Genomic DNA, 26762 nt, shown 5'->3' with positions numbered 1-26762 from the left:
CGGGGTGTCGGAGGCCTGGCGTTCAGTGGAATGGCCCGCTGCCGCCCGCGCCACCCCCATTCGAGGTGACGGCGGGCTCCACGGGCGCATCGACGGGATCGAGCACCAGCACGGAGCGCGTCTGGCCCGTTCCCTCGATCGGCGGCGAGCGGTGCAGGAGACCGGAGGGCGGCTTTTGCGGCCACAGCGTCCCCCGCAGCAGGATCGGCGCGCCGGTCGGCACCGTGAAGATGCGGTCCGGCTCGACGCCGTCGGTGGACACGCCGTATTGCGTGCCGGGTCCGCGATAGGTGCACACCAGCCGCGCGGTCACCGCGTCGATATGGAACTTGCGGCAGGCGTTCGTCGTCACGACGTCGAAGCGCAAGCGCACCCATGTCGTGCGCATGAGGTCGCAAAAGCGACCGGTGAGCGCCGCGACATCCTCCACGAACAGGGCGCGGGCCGGATCGGCGGGCGTGCCGCACATCTCGCAGATCTGCAGGACGGTCTCGCGCACCGCATCCGGGCGCAGGATGACGCGTGCGCGAGGCAGGCGATCCGGCGCCAGCGCGTCGATCCAGGACTGCACCCGGGCCGTGGGCCGGCGCTGCCAGATCACGGCGGCGCATCCCGGTTTGCGCAGCGTCGCGAGCCCGTCCGGGGTTGTCGCGACGCCGACCCCGACGGCGGCGTCCGCGATCCTCCGGCGCTCCGTCGTCATTGCGCGGCCTCCGTGCGTTGCCAGCGGGGGAACGGGTCGGGCATGTCCGGCAGCGCGTCCGGTCCCCGCGCCGCGTCCTCGGGCAACAGGCAGGCGTCCAGCCGGGCCTTCAGGGTCGGCCAGTCGATGCCGGCGCCGATGAAGACGATCTCCTGGCGCCGGTCGCCCCAGGGCTCCTGCCAGTTCGCCTCCATATAGGCGCGGGCGCCCTCGTGGTCCGGCCAGCGCGCACGCGGGACGGCCGCCCACCAGGTCCCGAGCGGCTTGATCGAGGACAGTGCGCCGGCGAGCGAGAATTCGGCGACATAGTCCGGACGCGTGGCGATCCAGAAATGCCCTTTCGCGCGGATCACGCCCGGCATCTCGCCATTCAGGACGGACACAATCCTGTCCGGGACGAACGGCCGACGCGCCCGGTACACGAAGCTCGCCACACCGTATTCCTCGGTCTCCGGCACGTGATCGGCATAGCCGTAGAGCTCCTTCGCCCACATGGGATGCTCATGCGCCTTCTCGAAATCGAAGAGCCCGGTGTCGAGGATCTCGGTCGCCGCCACATCCGCGTGATTGGTCTCGATGATCCGGGCGTCGGCGTTGAGGCTGCGGATGATCTTGCGCGCCGCGTCCGTGCGCTCGGGGCCGGCGTCGTCGACCTTGTTGAGGATCACGACATCGGCGAACTCGATCTGCTCGACGAGCAGGTTGACCAGGGTCCTGTCGTCCTCCTCGCCAAGCGTCTCGCCGCGATCGCGCAGGAAATCGTGGCTGGCGTAGTCGCGCAGGAGGTTCACCGCGTCCACCACCGTCACCATCGTGTCGAGGCGGGCCACGTCCGACAGGCTGTCGCCGTCCTCGTCGCGGAAATCGAAGGTCGCGGCGACCGGCAACGGCTCGGAAATGCCGGTCGATTCGATCAGCAGGTAATCGAAGCATCCCTCGGACGCCAGACGGCGCACCTCCTGCAGCAGATCGTCGCGCAGCGTGCAGCAGATGCAGCCGTTCGACATCTCCACCAGGGTCTCGTCGGTGCGGGAAAGCTGCGTGTCGGCGCGCACGAGATCGGCGTCGATGTTGACCTCCGACATGTCGTTGACGATGACGGCGACCCGGCGGCCGTCGCGATTGTTCAACACGCGATTGAGCAGCGTGGTCTTTCCGGCTCCCAGAAACCCGGAGAGGACGGTGACGGGCAGACGGCCGTCGGTCAGGCTCATACCGCACCCTCCAGATGGTCCTTCAACGCAAGGATCGCGTCGAGCAGCCCCGTGTGGTGTTCCGCCCCCGTCGCATGCGCGCGGGAGAAGCGGGCATGCTCGCCGGCCGGCGGCGCGTCCGCATGGGCATCGCCATGGGCGATCTGCTCCTCGTGGCGGGCGATCTCCGCGTCATGGGCGAGGATCCGCGCCTCATGCGCCCAGATCGCGGCCTCCGCGCGCCGCAGGACGGCAAGGGCCTCCATGTGCTCGCCGCGCCAGCGATAATGATCCTGCGTCTGGCGCAGGTGCTCTGCATGCGCGCGTTCGGTGTCCTGGTTCATCTAAGTCTCCGTCGTTTCGAGCCGGATCAGGGCCGGATCTGAGGCGGGCGGGGTCAGGGTCGGTCAGGGTCGGACCGGCTCGCGCGCGGCGTCCGGAGCACGCCCCTCACCGGCAGCAGGGCGCCGCCGGACGGACGTCCCGGCGATCCGCCGCACACATCCCGCCTCTCCGATTGCCGTCTCGCGGCGCGCGCGTCCCGTTGCCCGGCGCCGGACCACGGTCCCCGCGTCCGCCTTGCAGCAAGTTGGTATGTTATACTATCACGTTTTGCAAGTGCCGATGGGGCGCCGGGGGGATCGGCCCGCCGTCTCCGCGCCGAAAGCACCGGTGCTCAGTCCGGCACGGGCGCAAGCGGCCGGTCCGGTACGTGCGATTTCGGAAGGTCGACCAGACGCCCGGCGGTCGCCTGAAGGGGGCGGCAAGGTCGCCACGCCCGGCGATATCGGAGGACCCGTCAAGGGCAGGCACTCGCGACCCTTGGCTTGCCCCCCTGCCTCGCACCCGAAGGCGCGCGTCGTCGCCCGTCCTGCTCCCAGATCGCAGAGGAAACAGGAGCGCAAACAGGGACGGCCTCAGGAATTGGCGGCCGGGATGCCTTTGGACGGCGCCCGTCTCAGGCAGCGGAGCCGGGCGGCATCGTCCTGCGCGGTGGTGTCTTCACGGCAGGGATTTGCGCGACGAGACGTCATGGATCTGCGGCAAGCGCCCCGGCGCCATCCGGCGGATGGAGCTTTGCATCGCCCCGGGCGTCACCCGTCGTTGCGGCGCCCCCGCTTCGGGAAACCGTGCAAGGGGGACGTGAGCGCCGCCTCACGCGCCGGGCGGCGGCGGGGCGAGGGACTCGCGGTCGACCAGCCGCGTCGTGAAGGTGAGATCGTCCGGCAAGGGCGCGTCGTCGCGCAGGGCGAGCAGCGCGCGCGCGGCGGCCGCGCCCATGCGCCGGTGCGGCACATGCACCGTCGTGAGCGCCGGCGAGACCGCCTCGGCCAGATCGATGTCGTCGAAGCCCACCACCGACACCGCGCGTGGCACCTCGATCCCCATCCGGCGGGCGGCGGACAAGGCGCCGGCGGCGATCACGTCGTTGCCGCAGATCACCGCCGTCGGGCGCGTCTCCGCAGCCATCAGCCGGGCGAAGGCGGCGGCGCCGGCCTCCAGCGCGTAATCGCATTCAATGAGCCTTGCGTCGGGCAGCGACAGCCCGCGCGCGTCCAGCGCCGCCCTGACACCCGCCACACGCGCCGCAGCGCGGTCGTTCCAGGCGGTCTTGCCGGCGATCATCGCGATGTCGCGGTGTCCGCGCTCGAGCACCGCCTCGGCCAGGTCGCGCGCGGCGGCCAGATTGTCGAAGCCGACGCAGGTGTGCGGGCACCCCGCGCGCCGCGTCCACACCAGCACGAAGGGAACGCCGCGCCGGGCCAGCAGATCGTAGGTCGTCTCGGGCCGCGCCTCGCCGATCAGCAGCAGGCCGTCGACGCCGCGGGCCAGCAGCGTCTGGATCTGCGTCGCCTCGCGCTCGGGATCGTAGCCGGAACTCGCGATCAGCAAGGTTACGCCGGCGGCGGCCAGTTCCTCCTGCACCGCCTGGATGCCGCGTGCGAAGATCGCGTTTTCCATCGTGGGAATGATCGCGCCGACCGTGTTGGTGCGGTTGGACGCCAGCGCGCGCCCCCCGAAATGGGGCATGTAGCCCAGCGCCTCGACCGCCTGACGCACGCGCTCGCGCGTCTCCGCCCGCACGCGCTCCGGCGTGTTCAGGCAGCGCGAGACGGTCGCCGTCGACACGCCCGCGCGGGTCGCGACGTCGTCGAGCGTCGGCGCGGGAGACTTGAGCATGGGGTGTTCCTTGTGAACGGGGTCCCTAGGTACCATGGCCCCGAGGGCCGACAAATGCGCATTTTGGACAATTTCGGCCAGGAAAGAGAATGTAAGCGCTTGCATTCGTCATGCAAACGCTTACCATGGTGATTACGGGCGATGGGAGACGCCCTGTCTTCTGGGGAGGAGACGATCATGAAAACCGGTTATCCGGCGCTCTTGGCGGCGCTCGCGCTGTTCGCGGCGTTCTTTGCCAATGTCGCGCTCGGGGCGTTCGCCCGCGCCGCGTTTCTCGACGATGTCGGCGAGATGCTCCTGCTGTTCGCCGCGACGCTGATGTTCGTCGTTGGCATCCTGCAGCGCGAGCGCGCGGTCCGGAACGCTGCCGGTGGCCAAAAACAGTCCGGTCCCGCGTGACCGGCCGAAACGACCTTGGGAGGAGATTTCACATGACACTTAGGGACACCGAAACGCTCGCATCCGCCGAGCGCCGCAACTTTCTCAAGCTCGCCGGACGCGGCGCCTTTACCGCCGCCGTCGTCGCCGGCGCGGCCGGCACGCTGTGGTCGGACGAGGCGGTCGCGCAGACGGCCCGCGAGGAGCGGGAGCGCGAGGCGGCGGCCGAGCACACCATGACGATCGCCACCGCCTATGTGCTGGGCGCCTCGCGGTCCTATCCGATCATGCAGCTGGACCTGAAGGAAAACATCCAGAACGCGACCAACGGCAAGGTCTACGTGAAGCTGGCGCCGGGCGGCCAGCTGGGCGCCGGCGGCGCGCTGGTGCAGGCCGTTCAGGGCGCCACGATCCAGTGCGCCCAGCATTCGCTGTCGAACTTCGCGCCCTTCGCAAGCGCCGTCGACCTGATCAACATGCCCTATTTCTGCGGCTCCAATCAGCGCTTCACCAACCTGGTGACCTCGGACACCTGGAAGTCGGAAGTCCATCCCAAGATCGAGGCCGCCGGCTTCAAGGCGCTGTTCTACGTGGTCATCGACCCGCGCGTCGTCGCCGTGCGCCAGGGCGGAGACGCCGTGATCAGCCCGGCGGACATGGGCGGCGTGAAGTTCCGCGTACCCGGATCCAAGATGCTGCAGCAGTATTACCGCATGGTCGGCGCCAACCCGACCCCGGTCGCCTGGGGCGAGACCCCCTCGGCGATCAAGCAGGGCGTGGCCGACGCGCTCGATCCCTCCGTCGGCGCGCTCTACGTCTTCGGCTTCAAGGACATCCTGTCCCATGTGACCTTCACCCAGGCCGTGCCGGACAGCCAGGTGTTCTCGATGAACCTGGAGTGGTTCAACGGCCTGCCCGCCGATGTGCAGGAGGGGATCGAGTTCGCCGGCGAGGTGACCGCCCAGCAGAACCTCGCCAAGGTTCCCGCCGCCCGCGCCTACGCCATGGCGGAGCTCGCCAAGTCCGGCGTGCAGTTCCATTCCCTCAGCGAGGACCAGCTGGCCGAGTGGCAGGCCGCCGGCGGCTACCAGCGCTCCGAATGGGACGACTTCAAGGTCGAACTGGCCGGCTCCATGGAGGCCTTCGCCCGCCTCGAGGAGGCCGCCGGCACCATGGGCCGCTACTACGTGCACGACGCCTGACCGGCGTCGCGGCGGCCCCCGCGTCGGGGCCGCCGCGCCTTCCTCGTCACGATTGAAACGAGTGTGCGCCTTTTCAGGCGCACCGCGGGCTGACGCGGCTCAGCCAACGGGAGACGTGCATGCGAGCCACCCTCAAGGCCATAGACAGGAACGCCGAGCGCTGGCTGCTGCTCGTGTTCTACGTGATGCTGGTCGCCACGATGTTCATCGAGGTGATGCGGCGGGAACTGCTCGCCTATTCGTCAATCTGGGGCGAGGAGATCGTGCGTTACTCCTTCATCTATCTCGCCTGGATCGGCGCGTCCTCGGCGGTCAAGGAGCGGGCGCACATCCGCATCGACGTGCTGATGCACTACGTCGGCCGGCGCGTGAAGGGCGCGCTCTACGTGTTCGGCGACGTGGTGATGTTCATCGTCGCCATCATCGCCTTCTACTGGTCGCTCGAAACGGTGCTGGTCTCGGCCAAGTTCGGCTCGGTCACCCACGGGTTGCGGATCAGCCAGGTCTGGTTCCTGGCGGCGGTGCCGCTGGGCTTTGCCCTGATGATGCTCCGCCTGGTGCAGTCCTTCCTGCGCGACATCAAGGATCTTCGAGGCGGACGTCCCGTCTACGAAGGCGACATGTTGTTCGACTGAGGAGGGCGGGACCATGATGTGGGGTCAACTCGGCGCCCAGACCGTCGAACTCGGCTGGGATTTCTATGCATCGGTGATCCTCTTTGTCGTGCTGGTGGCGCTGGCCGTTCCGGTCTGGGCGGCCATCGGCGCGGCCGCCATCACCATGCTGGTGTGGTCGGGCGCCCTGCCGCTCAGCCTCGTGGGGGAGCGGCTGTTTTCCGGCATCGACGCCTTCGCGCTCACCGCCATCCCGCTGTTCATCCTCACCGGCGATGCGCTTGTACGAACGGGCCTGTCGCGAAAATTCCTCGATGTGGCGGAAGCTCTGACCTGCTGGGCCAAGGGCGGCTTCGGGTCGGCGACCGTGCTGGTCTGCGGCATGTTCGCCGCCATCTCCGGCTCCGATGCGGCGGGCGCCGCGGCTGTGGGGCGGATGACGATCAACCGGCTCGTGGAATCGGGCTATCCGCGCCCCTATGCCTGTGCGCTGGTGGCGGCGGGGGCCTGCACCGGCATCCTCATTCCCCCGTCGATCGCCTACATCATCATCGGTCTCGTGCTGGGGATCTCCGCCTCGACGCTGTTTCTGGCGGCCGTCGTCCCGGGTCTCGCGATCCTGCTGTCGATCCTTGTCACCAATGTGATCATGAACCGGCTCTACGGCTGGGAAGGCGGCGGGCAGATGACCTTTTCGGAATGGGCCGGCCGGCTGGGCCGGGCGCTGGCCTCCGGCTGGTACGCCTTCATCGTGCCCGGGATCATCTTCTACGGCATCTTCTCCGGCCGCCTGACGCCCACGGAAGCGGGCGCCACGGCCGTGGTCGTGACCATCGCCATGGGCTTCATGCTCGGCACGCTCAAGTTTTCGGACTTTCCCGCCATGCTGGTCAGCTCGGCCAAGGTGAACGGGGTGATCCTGCCGATCATCGCGTTTTCCGTGCCGCTCGCCGAGGCGCTGGCGATCATCGGCGTGCCGCAGGGCTTCGTGGCCGCGGCGACCTCGGTGAGCGACGAGCCCTGGGTGCTGATCCTGATGATGATCTGCATTCTGGTGGCGGCCGGCTGCGTGATGGAGACCACGCCCAACATCGTGATCCTCGCCCCGATTCTGATGCCGCTGGCGCAGGACATCGGCATGAACGAGATCCAGTTCTGCATCATGATGATCACCGCGCTCGGCGTCGGCTTCATCACGCCGCCGCTCGGGCTCAACCTCTTCGTGGTGTCCGGGCTTACCGGCGAGTCGATCCTCAAGATCGCCTATTGGGCCGTCCCCTTCGTCTTCTTCATGCTGATCGTGACGCTGGTCATCGCCTATGTGCCGGCGATCTCGACGGCGCTTCTTCCAGACATCTACAAGTGAGTGAGGTCGACCATGGCCGTTGATTACCTGAAGAAAGCCCCGAAGCGCTCGTCCGACGATGCGGGCGACGTGCGTGCCACCGTCCAGACGATCCTCGACGAGATCGAGGCCGGCGGCGACGCCAAGGCAATGGAATATGCCGCGAAGTTCGACAAGTACGAGGGCAACATCGTCCTGACCCGCGACGAGATCGACGCCGCCGCCGCCCGCGTGCCGGAGAAGCTGAAGGACGACATCCGCTTCGCCCACGACAACGTCCGCCGCTTCGCCGAGGCGCAGAAGGACACGCTGAGGGAAACCCGGCTCGAGGTGGTGCCGGGGCTGATCGCGGGCCAGAAGGCGATCCCCTGTCAGGCGGCGGGCTGCTACGCGCCGGGTGGACGCTACGCCCATATCGCCTCCGCGCTGATGACCGTGACGACGGCCCGGGTCGCCGGCTGCGGCCACATCACGGCCTGTTCGCCGCCGCGTCCGGGTCAGGGCATTCACCCCGCGATCGTCTACACCGCCGATCTGTGCGGCGCCGACACGATCCTCGCGCTCGGCGGCGTGCAGGGCGTGGCGGCGATGGCCTTCGGCCTCTTCGGGCAGCCGAAATCCGACATTCTCGTCGGCCCCGGCAACCAGTTCGTCGCCGAGGCCAAGCGCATCCTGTTCGGCCGCGTCGGCATCGACATGTTCGCCGGCCCCACCGACAGTCTGATCCTCGCCGACGAGACCGCCGATCCGCTGATCGTCGCCTGGGACCTCGTGGGCCAGGCGGAGCATGGTTATAATTCGCCGGTCTGGCTGGCGACCACCCACCGCCCGCTCGCCGACAAGGTCATGCAGCTGGTGCCGGAGCTGATCGCGACCCTGCCGCCGACCAACGCCGAGAACGCCGCCGCCGCCTGGCGCGACTATGCGGAGGTGATCGTCTGCGACAGCCGGGAAGAGGTCGCGCAGGTCTCCGACGCCATCGCGCCGGAACACCTGACGGTGCAGGCCGCCGACCTCGACTGGTGGCTCGACCGGTTGCAGTGCTACGGCTCCCTGTTCCTCGGCGAGGAAACCACGGTGGCCTTCGGCGACAAGGCATCCGGCACCAATCATGTGCTGCCGACCTCGGGGGCCGCGCGCTACACCGGCGGGCTCTCGGTGCACAAGTTCATGAAGATCGTGACATGGCAGCGGGCCACGCGCGAGGGCGCCCGTCCCGTGGCGGAAGCCACCGCCCGCATCAGCCGTCTGGAGGGCATGGAGGGCCACGCCCGCACCGCCGACGTGCGCCTCGAGAAGTGGTTTCCGGGCGAGCGCTTCGACCTTCAGGCAACGGAGTGAGGCATGGTCCATTTGCCTGAAAATGTAAGCGCTTCCATTACCACTCACCCGGATGCGGCGAGAGGGAGGATCGCATGAGCGCTGAGTTTTCCGTCGCGGGGCGCATCGCCTGCGTCACCGGCGCGTCGTCTGGCCTCGGCCGGGCCATCGCCGACGCGCTTCAAGCAGCAGGCGCGCAGGTGGTCGGCGTCGCCCGGCGCCCGCTGGAAGGACTGGCCTGTGTTGCGGCGGATCTTTCCGACCTTGAGGCGATCCCCGACATCGCGCGGCGCGTGGCGGCCGTGCACGGAGCCCCGCAGATCCTGTTCAACGCCGCCGGTGTCAACACCCGCGAGACGGCCGACGAGGTGACGCTCGCGGGCTGGCGCACGACGATGGACCTCAATCTCGCGGCGCCGTTCTTTCTCGCCCAGGCGCTGGTGCCGGGGATGCGGGCGGCCGGCTACGGGCGGATCGTCAATTTCGCCTCGCTCCAGAGCCGGCGCGCCTTTCCGGGCGGGATCTCCTACGGGGCGTCGAAGGGCGGGATCGCCCAGCTCACAAGGGCCATGGCGGAAGCCTGGTCAAGGCACGGGATCACCGCCAATGCGCTGGCGCCGGGGTTCTTTCCGACCGAACTGACCGGCCCCGTGTTCGGCGATCCGGAGCGCGCGGCGCGCAACGCCGCGCAGACCTGCATCGGGCGCAACGGCACGCTCGAGGACATCGTCGGACCGGCGGTGTTCCTGGCCTCGCCGGCGTCCGCCTATGTGACCGGTCAGTTGCTCTACGTCGACGGGGGGTTCACCGCGAAATGAAGGCCCTCGTCTATACCGCGCCGCGCGCCCTCGCCCTGCGCGACGTTCCGGACCCGATCCCGCGAGACGGCGACGTCGCAATCGCCATCGAGGCCGTCGGCATCTGCGGCTCGGACATGCATGCCTATCTCGGGCATGACGCCCGGCGGCCGGCCCCGCTCATCCTCGGTCACGAGGCGGCCGGCCGTCTTGCCGACGGGAGCCGCGTCACCGTCAATCCGCTGGTCACTTGCGGCACCTGCGAGGACTGCCGCGCCGGTCGGGCCAACCTCTGCGCCGATCGCCAGATCATCTCCATGCCGCCGCGCGAAGGGGCCTTCGCCGAGCGGCTCGCCATGCCGGCGGGCAATCTCGTCGCGGTTCCCGACCGCGTGTCGAGCGTCACCGCGGCGCTTGCCGAACCGCTCGCCTGCGGCTGGCACGCGGTGCGGCTCGGCGAGCGCGCGCTTGTCAAACCGCTTGCCGAGGCGCGCTGCCTGGTTCTCGGCGGCGGCGCCATCGGGCTCGGCGCGGCTCTCGCGCTCGCCGCGCGGGGCGCACCGGAAATCTGGATCGGCGAACCGCATGCCGGCCGCCGCGCCGTGCTGGAACGGGCCGGCGATTTCCGGGTCCACGACCCGCTTGCCGGCACGGGTCCCGCCCCCGGCGCGATCGATCTCGTGATCGACGGCGTGGGGCTTGCGGCGACGCGGGCCACCGCCTCGGCGGCGGTGCGTCCGGGCGGGGTCATCGTGCACATCGGGCTCGGATCGTCCGATGGCGGTCTCGATATCCGTCGCATGACACTGCAGGAAATCACCTTCATCGGCACCTACACCTACACGCCGGAGGACTTCCGACAGACGGCGGCTGCGATCTTCGACGGGCGCCTCGGGCCGCTCGACTGGGTCGAGACACGTCCGCTCAGCGAGGGCGCGCGCGCCTTCGCCGACCTTGAAGCCGGCGCCGTGGCGGCGCCGAAACTCGTTCTCATCCCCTAAAGGAGACATCGATGGGAGAAAAACCACATCTTCTCGTTCACGACCGGGCCGACAATGTCGGCGTTGTCGTTGTGGAGGGTCTGACGGCCGGCACGGACATGCTGTGCGTGGTGACGGAAGACGACAGCGACTTTCACCTTAAGGTGAACGCCGACATTCCCATCGGCCACAAGGTCGCGCTGGTCGACCTCGCCGAGGGCGACACGGTGATCAAATACGGCGAGGACATCGGCCGCATGACCGGCCCGGCCCCGAAGGGCGGCCACGTCCACACCCACAACCTCAAGACCAAGCGGTGGTGATCATGCAGGACCCCAAGAGCCTCGAAGTCCGCGCCTGGCGCCGCGAGAACGGCCGCGTCGGCGTGCGCAACCACGTGCTGATCCTGCCCGTGGACGACATTTCCAACGCCGCCTGCGAGGCGGTCGCCAACAACATCAAGGGCACGCTGGCGATCCCGCATGCCTACGGCCGGCTGCAGTTCGGCGAGGATCTGGATCTCCATTTCCGCACGATCATCGGCACCGGTGCCAATCCGAATGTCGCCGCCGTCGTCGTCATCGGCATCGAGCCGGAATGGACCAGGGTGATCGTCGACGGCATCGCGAAGACCGGCAAGCCGGTGGAGGGTTTTTCCATCGAGCAGAACGGCGACATCGCGACCATCGCGGCGGCCTCGCGCAAGGCCAAGGAGTTCGTCCACTGGGCGAGCGAGCTGGAGCGCGAGCCTTGTCCGCTCACCGACCTGTGGGTCTCGACCAAATGCGGCGAGAGCGACACGACGACGGGCCTGTCGTCCTGCCCGACGGTCGGCAACATGTACGACAAGCTGCTGCCGCACGGGCTCTACGGCTGTTTCGGCGAGACCTCGGAGATCACCGGCGCGGAGCACATCTGCGTCAGGCGCGCGGCGACGCCCGAGGCGGGCGAGAAGTTCATGGCGCTGTTCCAGGCCTATCAGGACGAGGTGATCGAACCCTTCAAGACGTCGGATCTCTCCGACAGCCAGCCGACCAAGGGCAACATCCTGGGCGGGCTGTCGACCATCGAGGAAAAGGCGCTCGGCAATCTGGAGAAGATCGGCCGCACCTCGACCTATATCGACGCGCTGGGGCCGGCGGTGGCGCCGGAGAAGGGCCCGGGGCTCTACTTCATGGACACCTCGTCGGCGGCGGCCGAATGCGTGACGCTGATGGCGGCGGCGGGCTATGTGATCCACACGTTCCCGACCGGTCAGGGCAATGTGATCGGCAATCCGATCGTGCCGGTGATCAAGATCTCGGGCAATCCGCGCACGCTTCGCACCATGTCGGAGCATATCGACGTGGACGTGACCGGGGTGCTCAGCCGCGAGATGACCATCGATCAGGCGGGCGACGCGCTGATCCAGATGATCGCGCGCACCGCCAACGGCCGCGCCACCGCCGCCGAGGCACTCGGCCACCGCGAGTTCTCCATGACGAAGCTCTATCGCAGCGCGTGAGCTTGCAAAACGCGGCAGGGGCGATCGGCCCCTGCCGCCAGCTGCATCGACACTGCCGGTGTGCGATGCACACGCCCTGACGCTCAGCCCACCGCCGGTGTGACATGACCTTTCCGACCCTGCGGGCGCGCGCAGCCGCCCCCCTCTATCGCCTCGCGCCGGGCGTTCTACTCGCGCTGGTGATCGGCGCGGCCGCCGGCTTCCTGTCGGATCACTACGGCGGGCCGGCGATGCTGTTCGCGCTCTTGATCGGCATGGCCTTCAACTTCACGTCGGAAGACGCCCGCTTCGCGCCCGGCATCGGCTTCAGTTCCAGAACGCTCCTGCGCCTTGGCGTCGCGCTGCTCGGCGCGCGGGTCACGGCGTCGGAAATCGCAGGCCTCGGATGGCAGACGGGGGCGGCGGTCGCGGGGCTCATCGCGCTCACCATCGCGACCGGGTTTCTCGCCTGCCGCCTCTTCGGGCGCGGCTGGCGCTTCGCGATCCTCACGGGGGGCTCGGTCGCCATCTGCGGCGCCTCGGCCGCGCTCGCCATTTCCGCCGCCCTGCCCGTCAACGACAAGCTTGAGCGCAATACGCTCTTCACGGTAATCGCCGTCACGACGCTGTCGACGGTCGCGATGGTTCTCTATCCGCTGATCTTCACCGCTTTCGATTTCTCGCACCGCGAGATCGGCTTTTTGATCGGCGCAACGATCCACGACGTCGCGCAGGTCGTCGGCGCGGGATATCTTGTTTCGGAAGAAACCGGCGAGCTCGCGACCATCGTCAAGCTGCTGCGCGTCAGCCTTCTGCCGGTCGTGTTGATCGTCCTGCTGCTGGCCCTGCGCGGCACGAATGCCGGTGGCAGCGGCGCGGCGCCGCGCCTGCCGGGCTTTGTCATCGGCTTCGCGGTGCTGGCAGCGCTCAACAGCTTCGGCCTGCTGCCCGCGCTTGTGGTGACGGTGGCGACCGAAGTGTCGCGCCTGCTTCTGGTCACGGCGATCGCGGCACTCGGCGTCAAGACCGCGCTCGGCGCGATGACCAGGGTCGGCGGCGGCCATATCGGCATCGTGGTGACGGAAACCGTGGTGCTCGCCGGCGCGGCGAGCGCCCTCGTCGCCTTCGGGCTCCTCACGTTCTAGGAATCGTCGCGGCGGACGGCGCAAGTTGACTGATACCCCCTCGCCCCCGATGGCCTGTCCCGCGATAACCTTGCCCGCGATGGCACTGACGGACGAGAGCTCGGGTCACCACCGTCCCCGGTCGCGGCCCGTCTTGCGCCCGGGGGCTGTCACGCCCGGCTGTCTTCCACCCGGCTCTCTTCCACCCGGCTCTCTTCCAGAAGCCTGCAAAGGTCCGCGTGCAAACGCTCGGCGCATCCCGGGGCGTCGAACCACCAGTCGGTGGACCACACCCGCAAAATGGACCAGCCAAGGCCGGCGAGCACCTGCTGGCGAACCTTGTCGCGGTCACGCGCGGTCGCCGAGCCGTGATAGGTCGCGCCATCGCATTCCACCCCGGCCAGATACGCTCCGGGCCTGTCGGGATTGCGCACGCCCATGTCCACGCGGAAGCCGGACACGCCGACCTGGGGAACGACGAGCCAGCCGCGCCGCTGCAGTTCGTCGGCAACCGCCTCCTCGAACGGCGAGTCGAAACCACCCACCGACCCGATATCCTGCGCCGGAAGCGCCACGGCGCCACGCTCGGCGTAGTCCAGGAACGCCTTGAGATGCCGCACGGCGAGGCCCTTGGCCCGGCCCGTGTCGATCATGTCCGCCGTGAAGCCGGAGAACACCACCAGTTCCCGACGCGCGCGGGTCACGGCGACATTCAGCCGCCGTTCGCCGCCATCCCTGTTGATCGCGCCGAAGTCCATGGTCAGCTTGCCCGCGGCATCCTTCCAGTAGGTGATCGAGAACAGGATGACGTCGCGCTCGTCGCCCTGGACGTTTTCCAGGTTCTTGACGATCGTCGGCTCGACCCGGTCGTCGGCGAAGAACCACTCCAGATCGGGGGCGTCGCGCCGCGCCGCGTCGAGCAGGTCCATGATAAGCGACTGCTGCTGCGCATTGAAGGTGATCACGCCGAGGGTCGGGCGGTCCTCCTCGGGGAGGTCCAGCCAGCCGGTCATGCGGGCCACGGCGTCGCGCACGACGGCCTCGGCCTCGATCCGGTTGGTTCGGCTCTTGCCCCGGTCGTACACGCCGTCTGAAACCTGGCGCAGATGCACCGCGCGATCCTCCACGGTCGGGGAGGGAAAGGTCACCAGACGGTTGTTGTAATAGTGGTGGTTGGAGAAGGCGATCAGCGATTCGCTGCGGCTGCGGTAATGCCATCTCAGGTCGCGAACCGGGATGCCGGCCGCCGTGGCTTCGTCCAGAATGCTCTCCAGATCCTTCTCGTGATCCGCGATCTCCTCGTCTTCCTCGTTGCGGCCGAAGAAGTTGGTCGGAGGCAGCTGTTTCGGATCTCCGACGATGATCGTCTGCCGTGCCCGCGCAATCGCGCCGACCGCATCCCAGGTGGTGATCTGCGACGCCTCATCGAAAATCACGACATCGAAAAGCGACTGGTTCGCGGGGAGATACTGGGCAATCGAGAGCGGCGACATCAACATGCATGGCGCGAGCCTGGGGAAGGTTTCCGGCATGCTTGCGATCATGTCGCGGATCGAGCGGCTCGGGCGTTTCAGCTGCATCTGGTGACGCAACTGCCCGAGTTCCGATTTGCGGGGCACGCTCTGCACGGACGGCAGGCCATGCGCGACGGAGAGGGCGACCCTGCGGGCGGCATGCGCCTGCACCATCTCGTCGAGATGGCGGAACTGTTCGAGGGTGTTCTCGTGCTGGAAGCGCCGGAAGTCGCGGAGGATCGGGTCGCCGTCGAGAACCTTGGGAAGCCACCACCGGGCGTAACCGACCCGAAAGGCCTCCCGCGCGTCGCGGGCCGGGATGATCCCGCTCTCCAGCCCCGCAACCAGCGCGTCGAGCGCATAGACGCGCGCCTGACGTCGAACCTTGCACCAGGACGACCAGTCCCTGAGCAGATGACGCGCGTTCATCAGATCGACAAGGCGGCCCTTGAGCGCCTCGAGCGACCGGTCCTCGTCGACCTCCTCGACCGGACGGGCCGCGGCCTCGTCGAAGCGCCCGCGGGCCGCGTCCAGATCCTCCAGCGCACGCAACAGGGCCCTTGCGGCACCGCGCAGCGCGCCGCCCTCCTCGCCCGCGCCCAGACAGGGCGCGACGGCCTGCAGCACGGGCCGCAGGGCATCCGCATCCCGTTCGGGCAGGGTCAGGGCCTCACGCACCTCCCTGGCGGCGCCGAGAACCTCTCCGAGCGCTTCCAGATCCGTCGTCAGCCCCTCGAAGGGCACGCGCTTCCCGGCAAGGGGACTGTCCGCGATCCGGGCCAGGATGTCCTGCATGCGGCGCAGCACCGGAAGGTCGGTTTCCGGATTGGCACGGCCCGCCTCGGCATATCCTTGCAGCAACCTGGCGACCTTTCGCTTGCCCAGCATCGACATGGGCCACAGGGACGCCACCGCCTCCCGCCAGCGCCCGTCGAGCGATCCCGTGTCCAGATCGCGCACGGACACCGGCGCATAGGACGCCGAGAGCGCCGCCTCCTCGTTCCTGTAGGCGTCCACGTCCGCCGCGAGGCGGGTCAGCGCCCTTTCGCAGTCCGGCAGGTCGCGGTCGAAGGCGATGCTGACGTCCAGCCCTTCGCACCGGCACAACGCCCCGGCGAGCCGCTTCAGCGGCGCGACCTCGTCGGCGGACGCCCTGCGCTCGCCCTCCAGGCCGAGGGACTCGCGGAACGCGGACAATTCCGCGAGCCCCGTCTCGATGGCATCCGCAAGCGCCTGCGCCGCCGCGAGGACCGCGTCCTGCGCGCCGCTGCTCCAGCTCTCGAGATCCACCAGTTCCAGTCCGGGACGTCGTTCCACCGACGCGAACACGTGCCCGAGGTTTTCCGCCAGATCTTCAAGAGCGCGAAGCGCTTCCGCGTCCCGCGTCTCGCGCTCGCTCCAGGCAAGCTCCGGCGCCGGCATCTCCGCCTTGTGCAGCGCCAGGCCGAGCGCCATGAACGGGCTCCATCCATTGGCATGACGCCTGTGCAGGGCCTCGACGTAGGCGTTGAGTTCGTCGCGCCGCAGCCGCAGCCGCTCGTTGATCTCGATCCATTCGTCGAGATCCGCCGCGCCCCCCTCCTCCCAGGCCGACTTCAATTGCCCGAGGAAGTGGCGGCGATCCGTCTTGCTCGAATGCAGTTCGACGCAATGCGGCCCCAGCCCGTGCTCGCGAAGGCGGCGATACACGACGTCCAGCGCCGCCGTCTTCTCCGCGACGAACAGCACCGTTTTCCCGGCCGCGAGGCAGTTGGAGATCATGTTGGCGATGGTCTGGCTCTTGCCCGTTCCGGGCGGACCGACCACCACGAAGTCATGCCCGTCCGCCGCCGCAACGCTGGCCGCGATCTGAGAGGAGTCGGCGGGCAGGATATTGACGATGTCGGCGGGGTCGCAACTGCGGTCGAGATCTCCCTCGTCGCGCACCGGCGCGCCGCTCGCCTCCGGTCCGAAGGCCTGATCGGGCGTGTCGATCAGGTGCCGGACGACCCTGTTCCGGCGAAGATCGTCGGTGCGCTCGACAAGGTCCTTCCACATCAGGAACTTCGCGAAGGAGAATGTCGAAAGCGCCGTCTCGTCGACGACTTCCATTCCGGGCACATCGCGGACGGCATGGCGCACCATGGACAGGACGCGGGGAACGTCGACGCCGCTGTCGTCGGTCGGCAGCTCCCCGTCGAACCCTGTGAGCGCGAGATCGAAATCGCGCTCGAGGAACTGCAGAAGCGTTGCGTTGAAGCGCGGCTCGTCCTCATGATACCGCAGCGAGAAGCGGGAGCTGGCACTGCGCCGTTCCAGCTTCACCGGAATCAGCAGCAGGGGCGCACGGTAACTGCGCTCGTCGCTCGCCTGCTTCTTCCAGCGCAGGAAGCCGACCGCGAGAAACAGCGTGTTCGCGCCCCCTTCCGCATAGTCGTTGCGGACCTGACGGTAGAGATCGATCAACCGGGCCTCGAGCTGACGCGCGTCGAGCGTGGAGGTCAACTCATCGCGCGCCAGCGCCTCCGCCGCGAAGGTCCGCTGCAGATCCTTGCCGTGAACGTCGCGGTAAAGCGCCGCGTCGCGCTCGCCGAGCGGGTTCTGCTCCGGCAGGGAAACGATGCGGATCGCCACGCCCTCCGCCAGCCGGTCTTCCAGACGCGCAACGTCGCCGCACAGAAAGGGAATGGTCTTTTTCGACTCCGGAAAATTCAGCAAGCGGTTGCGAAGCGTCAGGTCGAGCAGCTTCCTCTGCCACCGCTCGATCCGGCCCGCCGCCGTCGTCGGCTTTTCCTCGGCCGTTTCCGGAGGCAGCTCCGCGAACGCCGGCATGGCCGGCAGCGGCAGATCGGAGACCGGCGCCTGCTCCTCCTCCCCTTCGGGCAGGCGCCGGCGCAAGGCATCGTGGGAGGCGAGCGGCGTGATCCCCGCGCTCCGCGATCGCCGGATGTCAACCGCCGCGACGAAATCCTTCGCCCGATCCTCGCCGAGACGCGGCGCCAGCAGGTGCTGCGCCGCTTCGAACGTCATCGCGGGGCGATGGGTGACGCCGGTCGTTTCGAAGACGATCGCCTCGCGCGCGGCCAGCGCCTTGCGGACTTCCATCGGATCGGTCTCGATCGACCTGGCAAAGCTGCGCTCCTGCAGCCAGACCCCGGAGGCGGCGTGCCCGTCGAACAACAGCACGAAGGGGTGCAGGCCGGCGGCCTCCAGCGCCGCCGCGAACAGCAGCGCGGTGTCGAGACAGGTTGCAAGGCGCGCCTCCGCGATCGTCGCCGGCCGTCGGATTTTCTGCCCGCGCGTTTCGAAACTGGCCGGCGGCTCGGCATAATGGAGCCCCTGCTTCGCGATGGCCGCGTAGATGGCGGCCGCGAGCATGAAGGCGCGCTGAGGACTTTGCGACTGGTATCCGTCGAGCGCACCGGAATGACCATGCGCCACGAGACGCTCCGCCGCCGCCCGCAGAACGGGCGGAATGCCCGGATCGTTCGGCAGGATGAAGGCGGGCAGCAATTGCGCCATGTCCTCCACGCCGCCCCATTCGTCGCGGGCCAGAAGCCTGACCGGAAGGCGTCGCTCGTCCAGGAGCTTGCCCGCCGCCGAAAGACGCAGGGTGATTTCCCCGCGCTCCGCCTCGTTCAACCCGTCGAGATAGGCCGCATCGAGGTCGAGCGTCCTGTCGCTCATCGCAAGGCTGTCGTCGGCACGCACACGATCGACAGTCCAGGTCTTCGGACGAAGGAATGCCGGCGACGACGTCAGCTCGAGCCGAAGATCGTCGACCTGACGATCCGACCCGTTCTCGATCGCCAGCGAGCGGATGACGGGAATCGCGTTCTGGTAGGACGCATAGGTGAAACTCGACGCGATATCGGCGCAAATCCGTGGCCCGGATGGCGCCGCACCGGCCTCCCCCGAGCCGCCGGGCGCCTCGGGGCCGTCGGGCGCCTCGGGGCCGTCGGGCACATCGGACGGCTCGAGCGCATTCGTCGGCTCGCGTGTATCGGACGTGTTCCGCGCGCCGTCGTCGCTCGGCGCGCGAATGGAAACGACGGGTCCCGTTCCCGGATCCGCGTCTTTCTGATGACCGCTCTCGATTTGACCGCTTCGCGACGCGTCGCCCCTCGAATGCACTCCCCCGGACTCGCTCACCTCGACAACCTCATGTAAGTAAAAGAAATTATACTCTCGAATGACTTGTTTCACGTTAGCCGCCGTGCATCGGCAAGACAACCCTTACGCACTTTCCAGCCATTCCACACGCCGATACATCCCGGCCGCGCGACCCCGGGCGGGCCCTTCGGCTTGCCGGCGCGCGTTTGCGGCCCATGTGTCCGGTCGTCATTTGATCTGTCGATGCCCCCTGCGGCATCGATCTGGGAGGGAGACACAATGCGCCTGAAACCGATCCTCTTTGCATGCATGCTCGCCGCGACACCCGCCGTGGCGGCCGACGTGTCCTACACCGTCGATGGCGAGGCCTTCACCGGCTATTTCGCGGCGGCCGAGAGCCCGCGCGGCCTCGTGCTGATCGTGCACGACTGGGACGGCATGACGGACTACGAGCGCCGCCGTGCCGACATGCTGGCCGACATGGGCTACAGCGCCTTCGCCCTCGACATGTTCGGCGATGCGACGCCGACGGAAACGGTCGACCACCGGCGGGCCGCGACCGGCGCGCTCTATCAGGACCGGGAGCGCATGCGCGCGCTCATTCAAGCCGGCGTCGCCCAGGCACGCGAGCAGGCGGGCGATACGAACATGGTGGTGATGGGCTATTGCTTCGGCGGGGCCGTCGCGCTGGAAATGGCGCGCAGCGACATGGCCGGCGAGGCGGCGGGCTTCGCGAGTTTCCATGGAGGCTTGTCGACGCCCGAGGGGCAATCCTGGACCGGCGACGAACCGCCTCTTCTCATCCTGCACGGCGGCGCGGACACCTCGATCACGATGGACGACGTCGCGACCCTCGCCAAGGAACTCGAGACCGCCGGCACGCCCTATGCCATCGAGGTCTATTCCGGCGCGCCGCATGCCTTCACGGTGTTCGGCTCCAACCGCTATCAGGAGCGGGCCGACACGGCGAGCTGGGACGCCTTCTCCGATTTCCTGAACGACCGCCTCTGAGGGCCGGTCCAGACGGCGCGGGCGGTCGCCTTGACCGCCCTCGGGCCCTGTGCGTGCCTTTTGCCCGGGCCCGCCCGCGTCCGCGGACCGGACACGAGGGGCCGGACGCAGACCGCCCGTCGCGGGGCCGGATCGTGAGGAGGGTCGGATGCCCGGTCTTGGACGGCTGGTTCTTGCGGTCTGTCTGATCGCTGGCGCGGGCATCGCGGCTCCCGCCGCACAGGGTGATCTGCGGGCGGAGGGTCGCGAGCGCATTCGTCTCGCCGTCGAGCGCCTGTGCCCCATCGCCGAGCTGACCGGACGCCGCGCCGTGGCCGCCTTTCCCGGCAGCAGCCTGCGCGCGGAACGCCACCGGCCGAACGTGACCGCGCCGCGTCGGACACTCATCCGCCTCGCGCTGCCGGGCGCGCGGGCGATGGAGATCGAGCGCTGGCAGTCCGGCCAGCACCTTCGCCGCTTCACCGTGTCCTACCATGCGGCCGGTCCGGACGGCGATGTCCCGGTGCTCTTTGCGATCGCGGATGGCGACTGCCGCATCCGCCAGGGACGCGCCATCAGAGCGGAAGGTCCCGCGTGGCGCCATCTCGATCTGCTCGACAGCGATCTGACGACCATAGGCGGCAGCGAGACGCTGCAGGCGCCCTGGCCGGACGGCAGGGATCCCGGCGGCGTGCGGGTGGCGCTTGTCGATTCCGGTCTCGCCTACGACCTGCCGCTCTTCCGAGACGGCCTTGCGCGCGACGCCGACGGCACGCCCCTTGGCTATGATTTCTGGGACATGGACCCATGGCCCTATGACGGCGATACCGCACGCGGGCCCTTTCTGCCGATGCGCCATGGCACGGCGGTCGCCTCGATTCTGGTGCGCGAGGCGCCGAATGTCGCCCTGATTCCCTTCCGGTATCCCCGCCCGGACATGACGCGCATGGCCGATATCGTCGACGCCGCCGCCAGGGCCGGGGCGCGCATTCTCGTGCTTCCGCTGGGCAGTCGGAACGCGGACGACTGGGAGACCTTCGCGCGGGCTCTTTCCCGCCGCGACATGCTCGCCATCGTTTCCGCCGGCAACGACGGGCGCGACATCGACCGGGATCCGGTCTATCCGGCGGCGCTCGATCTGGACACCGTCCTGACCGTTACCTCATCCGACACCGAGGGCCGGCTGGCCCGCGGCTCGAACTGGGGACGTGTCGCCGTCGACATCATGCTGCCCGGGGAAAGCATCGCGGTCGTCGATCATCTCGGCCGGACGGGCCAGGCCTCGGGCTCCAGCTTTGCCGTGCCGCGCGTTGCCGCCATGGCCGCGCGACTGCTGGAGGCAGAGCCGCAGCTAAGCGCCCGGGAGACAAAGCGGCGCATCCTGGACCGCGCCAAGCGCGTCCCGTCAGCCGACGACGCCCCGGTCGCAACCGGCTGGATTGCCGATCCGTTGTCCAGGTGAGAAGCTCCCGTACGCACGCCCGTCGCGCAGCCCTGAAGCGACCGCGATGAAAGACCGGAAAGGTGGACGCATCCCGAAGAGCAAGCACTGCGCAAAATACGCGGTGGAGGCTCGATGAACTACCGACCAGATCGCAAAAACTTGCCAATCTATTGAAATAATGGTGCTGCCGGAGAGATTTGAACTCTCGACCTCTCCCTTACCAAGGGAGTGCTCTACCCCTGAGCTACGGCAGCGATGTGCGCGGGTGTAAGTCCAAAAATCGGGCCGGTCAAGAGGCGTTTCGCCCGGCGGGCGTGCAAATCCACGCCTTCCTGCCGGGCATCCCGGGCAAGTCGTCCCGCGTTGACGGATCGCAAGGTCCGGGCGTCTTCAGGCGCAGGTCCCTTGCCTCGGGATCGTCGACCAGGGCAGGAGTGGACCGCGTCCGCCCCGTATAGCCGGGCCTTGCGATTTCATGTCCGCGACCGCACTCTTGGCGCTTCGAGGCCGGCGCCCTCGGGCGGGTCCCGCCTTGACCACGCCTCGCTTTCACCATTCCTCGTTTTCACCATTCCACGTTTTCACCATGCCTCGCGTTCAAAGGGAGACCGCGCATGAGCGACACCGGCAAGACGCCACGCGCAGACACCTCCGACCCCGCCCCCACCACGCCGGCGCCTCGCCCCGTCACTCCCGGGTCGGCACGCGCGGCGGACGGAAGCGCCCGGACCTCGGGGACCGGCGCGGGCAAGCCGCCCGGCACGGATGACCGCGAGGCGCGGCTTGCCGCCGCTTTGCGCGCGAACCTGAGGCGGCGCAAGTCGGCCAAGGCGCCCGCGAAGCCGGCCGCCGACCCGGCAGACGACGCAGCCAGGGGCGATGACCCGGCGAAGAACGACGCGCCAACATGACGCACCAACATAAAGACGGCCATCGCCTGCGGGCTGCTCGCGGGCACGGATCGCCCCCCCTCTTCACGGTGCAAGCCTTGGCCTCCCCGCTTCGGGCGGACCGATCCGTTCGGTCCCGGCGCATGGCGCTCCGGCCGACCGGCGACCGGCCTGTCCCGCGGTCCTGCGGCGCGCGTCAGTCGATATAGACGACGTAATAGGTCGACGCGGCGATGGTCATGTCCAGAAACACCAGACGGCGGATCGACGCCATCATCGCGCCGAGCCTGTCCTGCGACACCCCGCCCGCGCGCAGCGCCTTCTCGAACGCATTGAGGAACCAGCCGTAGGAGGCGATGTAATCGCTCAGTGTCACGCCATAGTGCTTGTGCTTCATCGCGATGTTGCGCGCATGCGTGCTGTAGACCTCATCCAGCGTTCCGGAAAACAACACCTGCCAATAGGCAACCTGCTTCTTTTTCAGCGCGACAAGGCAGAAATCCTTCATCCGCCACTTGTCGTCCGTCATGATCCGATTGGCATAGAACTCGTCGAGGATTTCGGGAACCCGATCCGCGAACACGCGCCATGCCTGCGCGACATTGTCGATATCCGCCGGCGACAATTCGACGAATTCCGCAAGATCGCCCAACTGCGACAACCCGCCTCCCGTCATCGCTTCCTCCGTCATTTTCGTTATTTCGATTTCCTGATACTAATAACATCCTCGCAATTTCCAACAAGTATTCAAACTATTCTCCGCAAAAACTCGAAACGGATTAAAACGTTTTATCTGATTTGGATCATTACGCATAAATTGATTCATCGTTTTCGATTTTGTAACATTTAAAAAAACAAATCACATCTGGGCTCCGGGGAAATTCATGCGCCTCACCAACCGCACCGACATCGCGGTACGAACACTAATGTACTTGGCAATAAGCAAAGATCGCATCATTCCTGTTGATGAAATTGTCGAACAAACTGCAAGTCACCGCTCACAGGTTGTTGCCGCCGTTCAGAAATTGAGGAAGGCGGGCTACATCAAATCGACCGTGGGACGCAGCGGGGGCGTGATGTTGGCCAAGCAGCCCGACGATATAGACATTAGTTCCATTGTAAAACTTATCGAGACGGATTTTGCCCTTGCGGAATGTCTCGAGGATCAATGCCCGGTGCGATGCGGATTTCAGTCCGCCTGTCGCTTCCGCACCGCGCTGGACGGCGCGCTCGCGGCCTTTCTCGACTATCTGGAGGGGGTCACCATTGCCGATCTGGTGGCGGATCGCGACGGTCTGCTGCGAGCGCTCTCGAACAATCGGCAGCGGCTCGCGCTCGAAACGCACCAGTGAGCTGCCTCGCCGGGGGCATGCGGCACGGCGCGTCGATGGCTTGAGGGGTCGGCGCGCGGGCGTTATGCCGCCTGTCCGCCCTCGCCGCCTTCCATGTTCTGCCAGATCTTCTGCCGGTTGCGGATCTCGCGCGGCGCCGGGCCGAAATAGCTCGGCGTCTTCACGAAGTCGCGCGGCTGCATGATCACGCTGTTGACGCGCTGATAGAGCGCCTTGGCGGAGATGGGCTTCGACAGGAGTTCATGCACCCCGAGCCGCCGCGCCTCGATGATCCGGCTGCGCTCGGTGTGGCCCGTCACCATGATGATGGGAATATAGGCGAAGGGATTGTGCGGGTTGCGGATCATGCGCACCATGTCGGCCCCGTCCAGGATCGGCATCACCCAGTCGAGAATCAGAATATCGGGATTGGCGCGCTCCATGGCTTCCAGCCCGGATGCGCCGTCCTCCGCCTCGACAATCCGCCGGGCGCCGAATCCTTGCAGCATCGTGCGCAGGATCGTGCGCATGTAGGCGCTGTCTTCGACGAGCAGAAATGTCAGGGATGCCAGATCGAGCGACACGCAATAACCTCCGTTCCCGCGCATCCTGACATGCGAAATCTGAAATAACGGTTAGTCCAACCGCACAGTCGCAGCCCACGCTTGCACACGGACGGCATCCGCCCGATCGCGGTGCTACGCACGCTCCCTGGAGCGCCGCTCGGACTCGCGCGGGCGCGCGTCGCGCGCCTTGGGGCGTTGATGATCCGGCAGGTCGTCGTCCTGCAGGATGCGGTATTTCGCCCCCTCCAGATCGTCGTACTGGCCGGACTTGAGCGACCACAGAAAGCCGACCAGCCCGAGCAGACCGAGAACGAGGGCAACCGGAATGAGGAAGATGAGAACGTCCATCAGGTCTCTCCCGCCGGCGGAGCCTCCCGGCCGGGGGCGCCGGGCGCACCGATCCGCAGGCGCAGGGCGTTGAGGGTCACGATCACCGACGACGACGACATCGCCACGGCGGCGAGCAGCGGCGTCACATAGCCCGCGACCGCAATGGGCACGGCGATGAAATTGTAGAGCGTGGAGATCCACAGGTTCTGTTTCATCGCGGCATGGGCGCGGCGCGAGACCGCAAGCGCGGTGACCACCGGGGCGAGCCGGTCGCCCAGGAACACGGCGTCGGCGGCCGCCTGCGCCACATGCACGGCGGTGACCGGCGACAGCGAGACATGCGCGGCGGCGAGCGACGGCGCGTCGTTGAGACCGTCGCCGACCATCAGCACCTTCGCGCCCTCGCGCGCCAATGCATCGAGCCGCGCGATCTTGTCCTTGGGGCTGAGCTCGCTCTGCCAGTCGTCGATGCCGAGCCGCTCCGCGATCGCCGCCACCGGCGCGCGCCGGTCGCCGGACAGGATGGCCAGCCGATAGCCGCGCGCCTTCAGCGCGGCGACGGCCTCGACCGCATCCGCGCGCAGCTTCTGCTCGATGAGGAAGGGCACGGGCGCCGCGTCGCCATCCCGGAAGACGATGAGCGAGGCGCCGGGATGATCGGCGACCGCGCGCGCTGCGGTTTCGGCGTCGAGCCCGCAAAAGGCCGCACTGCCGAGCCGCAGCGTGCGCCCGTCCAGCTCCGCCTCGACCCCGGAGCCGGCCGCCTCGCGGGCGTCGTCGAGCGGGCGCTCGGCGCCGCTCGCGCGCGCCAGCGCGGTCGCGAGCGGATGCCGGCTCGACAGGGCGAGCCGCCCGGCCAGCGCCAGCACCTCCGCCGGCACGGCCTCGGCGGCGCAGAGTTCCGGCACGGCGAGGGTCAGCGTGCCGGTCTTGTCGAAGACGATGGTGTCGGCCGCCGCGAGCCGTTCCACCGCGTCACCGGAGTGCAGCAGCACGCCGGCGCGAAACAGCAGCCCGGAGGTGACGACCTGCACCGCCGGCACGGCGAGGCCGAGCGCGCAGGGACAGGTGATGATGAGAACGGAGATGGCGATCACCAGCGAGGGCTGCCAGCCATAGCCCGTCAGCCACCAGCCGAGGAAGGTCAGCAGCGCGGCCAGATGCACCAGCGGCGAATACATGGCCGCCGCGCGGTCGGCGAGCTGCACGTAGCGCGATTTCGCCTGGGCGGCGGTGTCGAGCAGCCGCGTCACCTCGTCGAGCAGCGTGCCGCCGGAGGCGGTGGTGACCCGCACCGTCAGATTGGCCGAGGCGTTGAGCGTGCCGGCATAGACCGCATCGCCCGCCCCAACTTCCGCCAGCGCCGTCTCGCCGGTGACGAGGCTCTGGTCGATCTCCGAGTGTCCGCTCTCGACCCGCCCGTCGAGCGGCACCCTTTCGCCGGCGCGCACATAGATGATCTGGCCCGGTTCCACCTTCGACAGCGGCACCTCGCGCAAGGTGCCGTCCGGGCGCTGGATCACCGCCGTTTCGGCCTTGAGCGCGGCGATGTTCTCGGCAAAGGAGCGCGTGCGCCGGCGCATCGTGTGGTCGAGATAGCGGCCGATCAGCAGGAAGAAGAGCAGCATCACGGCCGACTCGAAATAGGCGTGATGGGCCGATTGCAGGGTCTGCATCACCGACAGGAAGAGCGCCAGCGACACGCCGATGACGATCGGCACGTCCATGTTGAGCCGGCGCGCGGCCAGGGCGGTGACGGCGGAGCGCACGAAGGGCCGGCCGGCGTAGGCGGCGGCGGGAAGCGCGATCAGCGCCGAGATCCAGTGAAAGAAGTCCCGCGTCTCGGGCGTGATCGTGGTGGCGTTGCCGGACCACACGGAGACCGACAGCAGCATGATGTTCATCATCGCGAAGCCGGAGACGGCCAGCGCGCGCAACAGCTCTCGCCCGGCCGCGTCGGCGCGCTCGCGCACCTGTGCGGGATCGAAGGGATGCGCGCGATAGCCCAGCCGGTCGAGGGTTTCCACGATGCGGTCGGCGGAGGTTTCCTCCGGCGACCAGTCCACCGCCAGGCGGTGGCTGGTGAGGTTGAGACGCGCGGTCTCCACCCCCGGCTGCGCGCCGAGCCCGCGCTCGATCTCCACCATGCAGGCGGCGCAGGTCACGCCCTCGACGGCCAGATCCATATGGGCCCGGCCCTCGGGCGTCAGGGTGATGAACGCATCCCAGTCCCGTTCATGCACTGTCATCGCTTTGTCGCCTCTTGCGGCGCGCGGCGGGCGGAA

The 26762-nt window shown here is 68.0% G+C and carries 23 protein-coding genes and 1 tRNA gene; 14 read left to right on the top strand and 10 right to left on the bottom strand.

Annotated features, from left to right (window positions below; translation table 11 throughout):
• Positions 1 to 22: 22 nt before the first annotated feature.
• From ABL312_RS02940 to ABL312_RS02925, 4 genes are all read right to left on the bottom strand, one after another.
• Positions 23 to 703, bottom strand: coding sequence for a DUF1826 domain-containing protein (locus tag ABL312_RS02940; protein WP_349359890.1), 681 nt, complete (start codon positions 701 to 703; stop codon positions 23 to 25).
• Positions 700 to 1917 carry a zinc metallochaperone GTPase ZigA gene (zigA, locus tag ABL312_RS02935; protein ID WP_349359889.1) on the bottom strand — a complete coding sequence of 406 codons (1218 nt, stop codon included), beginning with the start codon at positions 1915 to 1917 and terminating at the stop codon, positions 700 to 702. Before zigA ends, ABL312_RS02940 begins: the two co-directional genes overlap by 4 nt.
• Complete coding sequence (locus ABL312_RS02930; protein ID WP_349359888.1) at positions 1914 to 2240, bottom strand: hypothetical protein; 327 nt, start codon at positions 2238 to 2240, stop codon at positions 1914 to 1916. The genes zigA and ABL312_RS02930 overlap by 4 nt, the downstream gene beginning before the upstream one ends.
• An 811-nt stretch (positions 2241 to 3051) precedes the next feature.
• The gene (locus tag ABL312_RS02925) at positions 3052 to 4077 is read right to left on the bottom strand and encodes a LacI family DNA-binding transcriptional regulator (protein WP_349359887.1); all 1026 of its coding nucleotides are present in this window, start codon (positions 4075 to 4077) and stop codon (positions 3052 to 3054) included.
• Positions 4078 to 4254: 177 nt separating this feature from the next.
• Between ABL312_RS02925 and ABL312_RS02920 the strand changes: the two genes are divergently transcribed.
• The 10 genes from ABL312_RS02920 to ABL312_RS02875 all read left to right on the top strand — a co-directional run bounded on the left by ABL312_RS02920 (position 4255) and on the right by ABL312_RS02875 (position 13341).
• Positions 4255 to 4476 carry a hypothetical protein gene (locus ABL312_RS02920; RefSeq protein ID WP_349359886.1) on the top strand — a complete coding sequence of 74 codons (222 nt, stop codon included), beginning with the start codon at positions 4255 to 4257 and terminating at the stop codon, positions 4474 to 4476.
• Positions 4477 to 4508: 32 nt separating this feature from the next.
• Positions 4509 to 5657: a TRAP transporter substrate-binding protein gene (locus ABL312_RS02915; RefSeq protein ID WP_349359885.1), complete on the top strand. Its 1149-nt coding sequence runs from the start codon at positions 4509 to 4511 to the stop codon at positions 5655 to 5657.
• Positions 5658 to 5776: 119 nt separating this feature from the next.
• Entirely contained in the window at positions 5777 to 6292 is a 516-nt protein-coding gene (locus tag ABL312_RS02910) for a TRAP transporter small permease (protein ID WP_349359884.1), read from the top strand.
• A gap of 13 nt (positions 6293 to 6305) precedes the next feature.
• Positions 6306 to 7637, top strand: coding sequence for a TRAP transporter large permease (locus tag ABL312_RS02905; RefSeq protein ID WP_349359883.1), 1332 nt, complete (start codon positions 6306 to 6308; stop codon positions 7635 to 7637).
• A gap of 12 nt (positions 7638 to 7649) precedes the next feature.
• A complete protein-coding gene (hisD, locus tag ABL312_RS02900) occupies positions 7650 to 8957 on the top strand; it encodes a histidinol dehydrogenase (RefSeq protein WP_349359882.1) in 1308 nt (435 codons plus the stop codon).
• Between the two features lie 74 nt (positions 8958 to 9031).
• Entirely contained in the window at positions 9032 to 9754 is a 723-nt protein-coding gene (locus tag ABL312_RS02895; RefSeq protein WP_349359881.1) for an SDR family oxidoreductase, read from the top strand.
• On the top strand, positions 9751 to 10734 hold the full coding sequence (locus ABL312_RS02890; protein WP_349359880.1) for an alcohol dehydrogenase catalytic domain-containing protein: 984 nt from the start codon (positions 9751 to 9753) through the stop codon (positions 10732 to 10734). The genes ABL312_RS02895 and ABL312_RS02890 overlap by 4 nt, the downstream gene beginning before the upstream one ends.
• 11 nt (positions 10735 to 10745) lie before the next feature.
• Positions 10746 to 11036, top strand: a complete 291-nt coding sequence (locus tag ABL312_RS02885) for a UxaA family hydrolase (protein ID WP_349359879.1) — start codon at positions 10746 to 10748, stop codon at positions 11034 to 11036.
• A gap of 2 nt (positions 11037 to 11038) precedes the next feature.
• Positions 11039 to 12217: a UxaA family hydrolase gene (locus ABL312_RS02880; protein ID WP_349359878.1), complete on the top strand. Its 1179-nt coding sequence runs from the start codon at positions 11039 to 11041 to the stop codon at positions 12215 to 12217.
• A 104-nt stretch (positions 12218 to 12321) separates the two neighbouring features.
• Positions 12322 to 13341 (top strand): putative sulfate exporter family transporter, encoded by a 1020-nt coding sequence (locus tag ABL312_RS02875; protein ID WP_349359877.1) that lies wholly within the window; start codon positions 12322 to 12324, stop codon positions 13339 to 13341.
• 149 nt (positions 13342 to 13490) lie between these two features.
• Here ABL312_RS02875 and ABL312_RS02870 read toward each other — a convergent pair whose 3' ends face one another.
• Positions 13491 to 18695: a DUF4011 domain-containing protein gene (locus ABL312_RS02870; RefSeq protein WP_349361325.1), complete on the bottom strand. Its 5205-nt coding sequence runs from the start codon at positions 18693 to 18695 to the stop codon at positions 13491 to 13493.
• Between the two features lie 510 nt (positions 18696 to 19205).
• Here ABL312_RS02870 and ABL312_RS02865 point away from each other — a divergent pair.
• Positions 19206 to 19937, top strand: coding sequence for a dienelactone hydrolase family protein (locus ABL312_RS02865; protein ID WP_349359876.1), 732 nt, complete (start codon positions 19206 to 19208; stop codon positions 19935 to 19937).
• 148 nt (positions 19938 to 20085) lie between these two features.
• On the top strand, positions 20086 to 21378 hold the full coding sequence (locus tag ABL312_RS02860) for a S8 family serine peptidase (protein WP_349359875.1): 1293 nt from the start codon (positions 20086 to 20088) through the stop codon (positions 21376 to 21378).
• A 161-nt stretch (positions 21379 to 21539) separates the two neighbouring features.
• Here ABL312_RS02860 and ABL312_RS02855 read toward each other — a convergent pair.
• Positions 21540 to 21614 (bottom strand) — tRNA-Thr (locus tag ABL312_RS02855).
• Positions 21615 to 21974: 360 nt separating this feature from the next.
• Between ABL312_RS02855 and ABL312_RS02850 the strand changes: the two genes are divergently transcribed.
• Entirely contained in the window at positions 21975 to 22271 is a 297-nt protein-coding gene (locus ABL312_RS02850) for a hypothetical protein (RefSeq protein ID WP_349359874.1), read from the top strand.
• Positions 22272 to 22446: 175 nt separating this feature from the next.
• On the opposite strand, the gene ABL312_RS02845 is transcribed toward ABL312_RS02850, so the two are convergent.
• On the bottom strand, positions 22447 to 22941 hold the full coding sequence (locus ABL312_RS02845; protein WP_349359873.1) for a protoglobin domain-containing protein: 495 nt from the start codon (positions 22939 to 22941) through the stop codon (positions 22447 to 22449).
• A gap of 193 nt (positions 22942 to 23134) precedes the next feature.
• Here ABL312_RS02845 and ABL312_RS02840 point away from each other — a divergent pair, with 193 nt between their 5' ends.
• Positions 23135 to 23602, top strand: coding sequence for an Rrf2 family transcriptional regulator (locus tag ABL312_RS02840; protein WP_349359872.1), 468 nt, complete (start codon positions 23135 to 23137; stop codon positions 23600 to 23602).
• 62 nt (positions 23603 to 23664) lie between these two features.
• On the opposite strand, the gene ABL312_RS02835 is transcribed toward ABL312_RS02840, so the two are convergent.
• The 3 genes from ABL312_RS02835 to ABL312_RS02825 form a co-directional block, all read right to left on the bottom strand.
• Entirely contained in the window at positions 23665 to 24111 is a 447-nt protein-coding gene (locus ABL312_RS02835; protein WP_349361324.1) for a response regulator, read from the bottom strand.
• 168 nt (positions 24112 to 24279) lie between these two features.
• Complete coding sequence (ccoS, locus tag ABL312_RS02830; protein WP_349359871.1) at positions 24280 to 24495, bottom strand: cbb3-type cytochrome oxidase assembly protein CcoS; 216 nt, start codon at positions 24493 to 24495, stop codon at positions 24280 to 24282.
• Positions 24495 to 26726: a heavy metal translocating P-type ATPase gene (locus ABL312_RS02825; RefSeq protein WP_349359870.1), complete on the bottom strand. Its 2232-nt coding sequence runs from the start codon at positions 26724 to 26726 to the stop codon at positions 24495 to 24497. The genes ccoS and ABL312_RS02825 overlap by 1 nt, the downstream gene beginning before the upstream one ends.
• Between the last annotated feature and the right edge of the window lie 36 nt (positions 26727 to 26762).

This window comes from Stappia sp., assembly GCF_040110915.1.
GTDB lineage: Bacteria > Pseudomonadota > Alphaproteobacteria > Rhizobiales > Stappiaceae > Stappia.
Note: the sequence above shows the minus strand (reverse complement) of the source record. Positions and strands in the feature narration are given on the sequence as shown.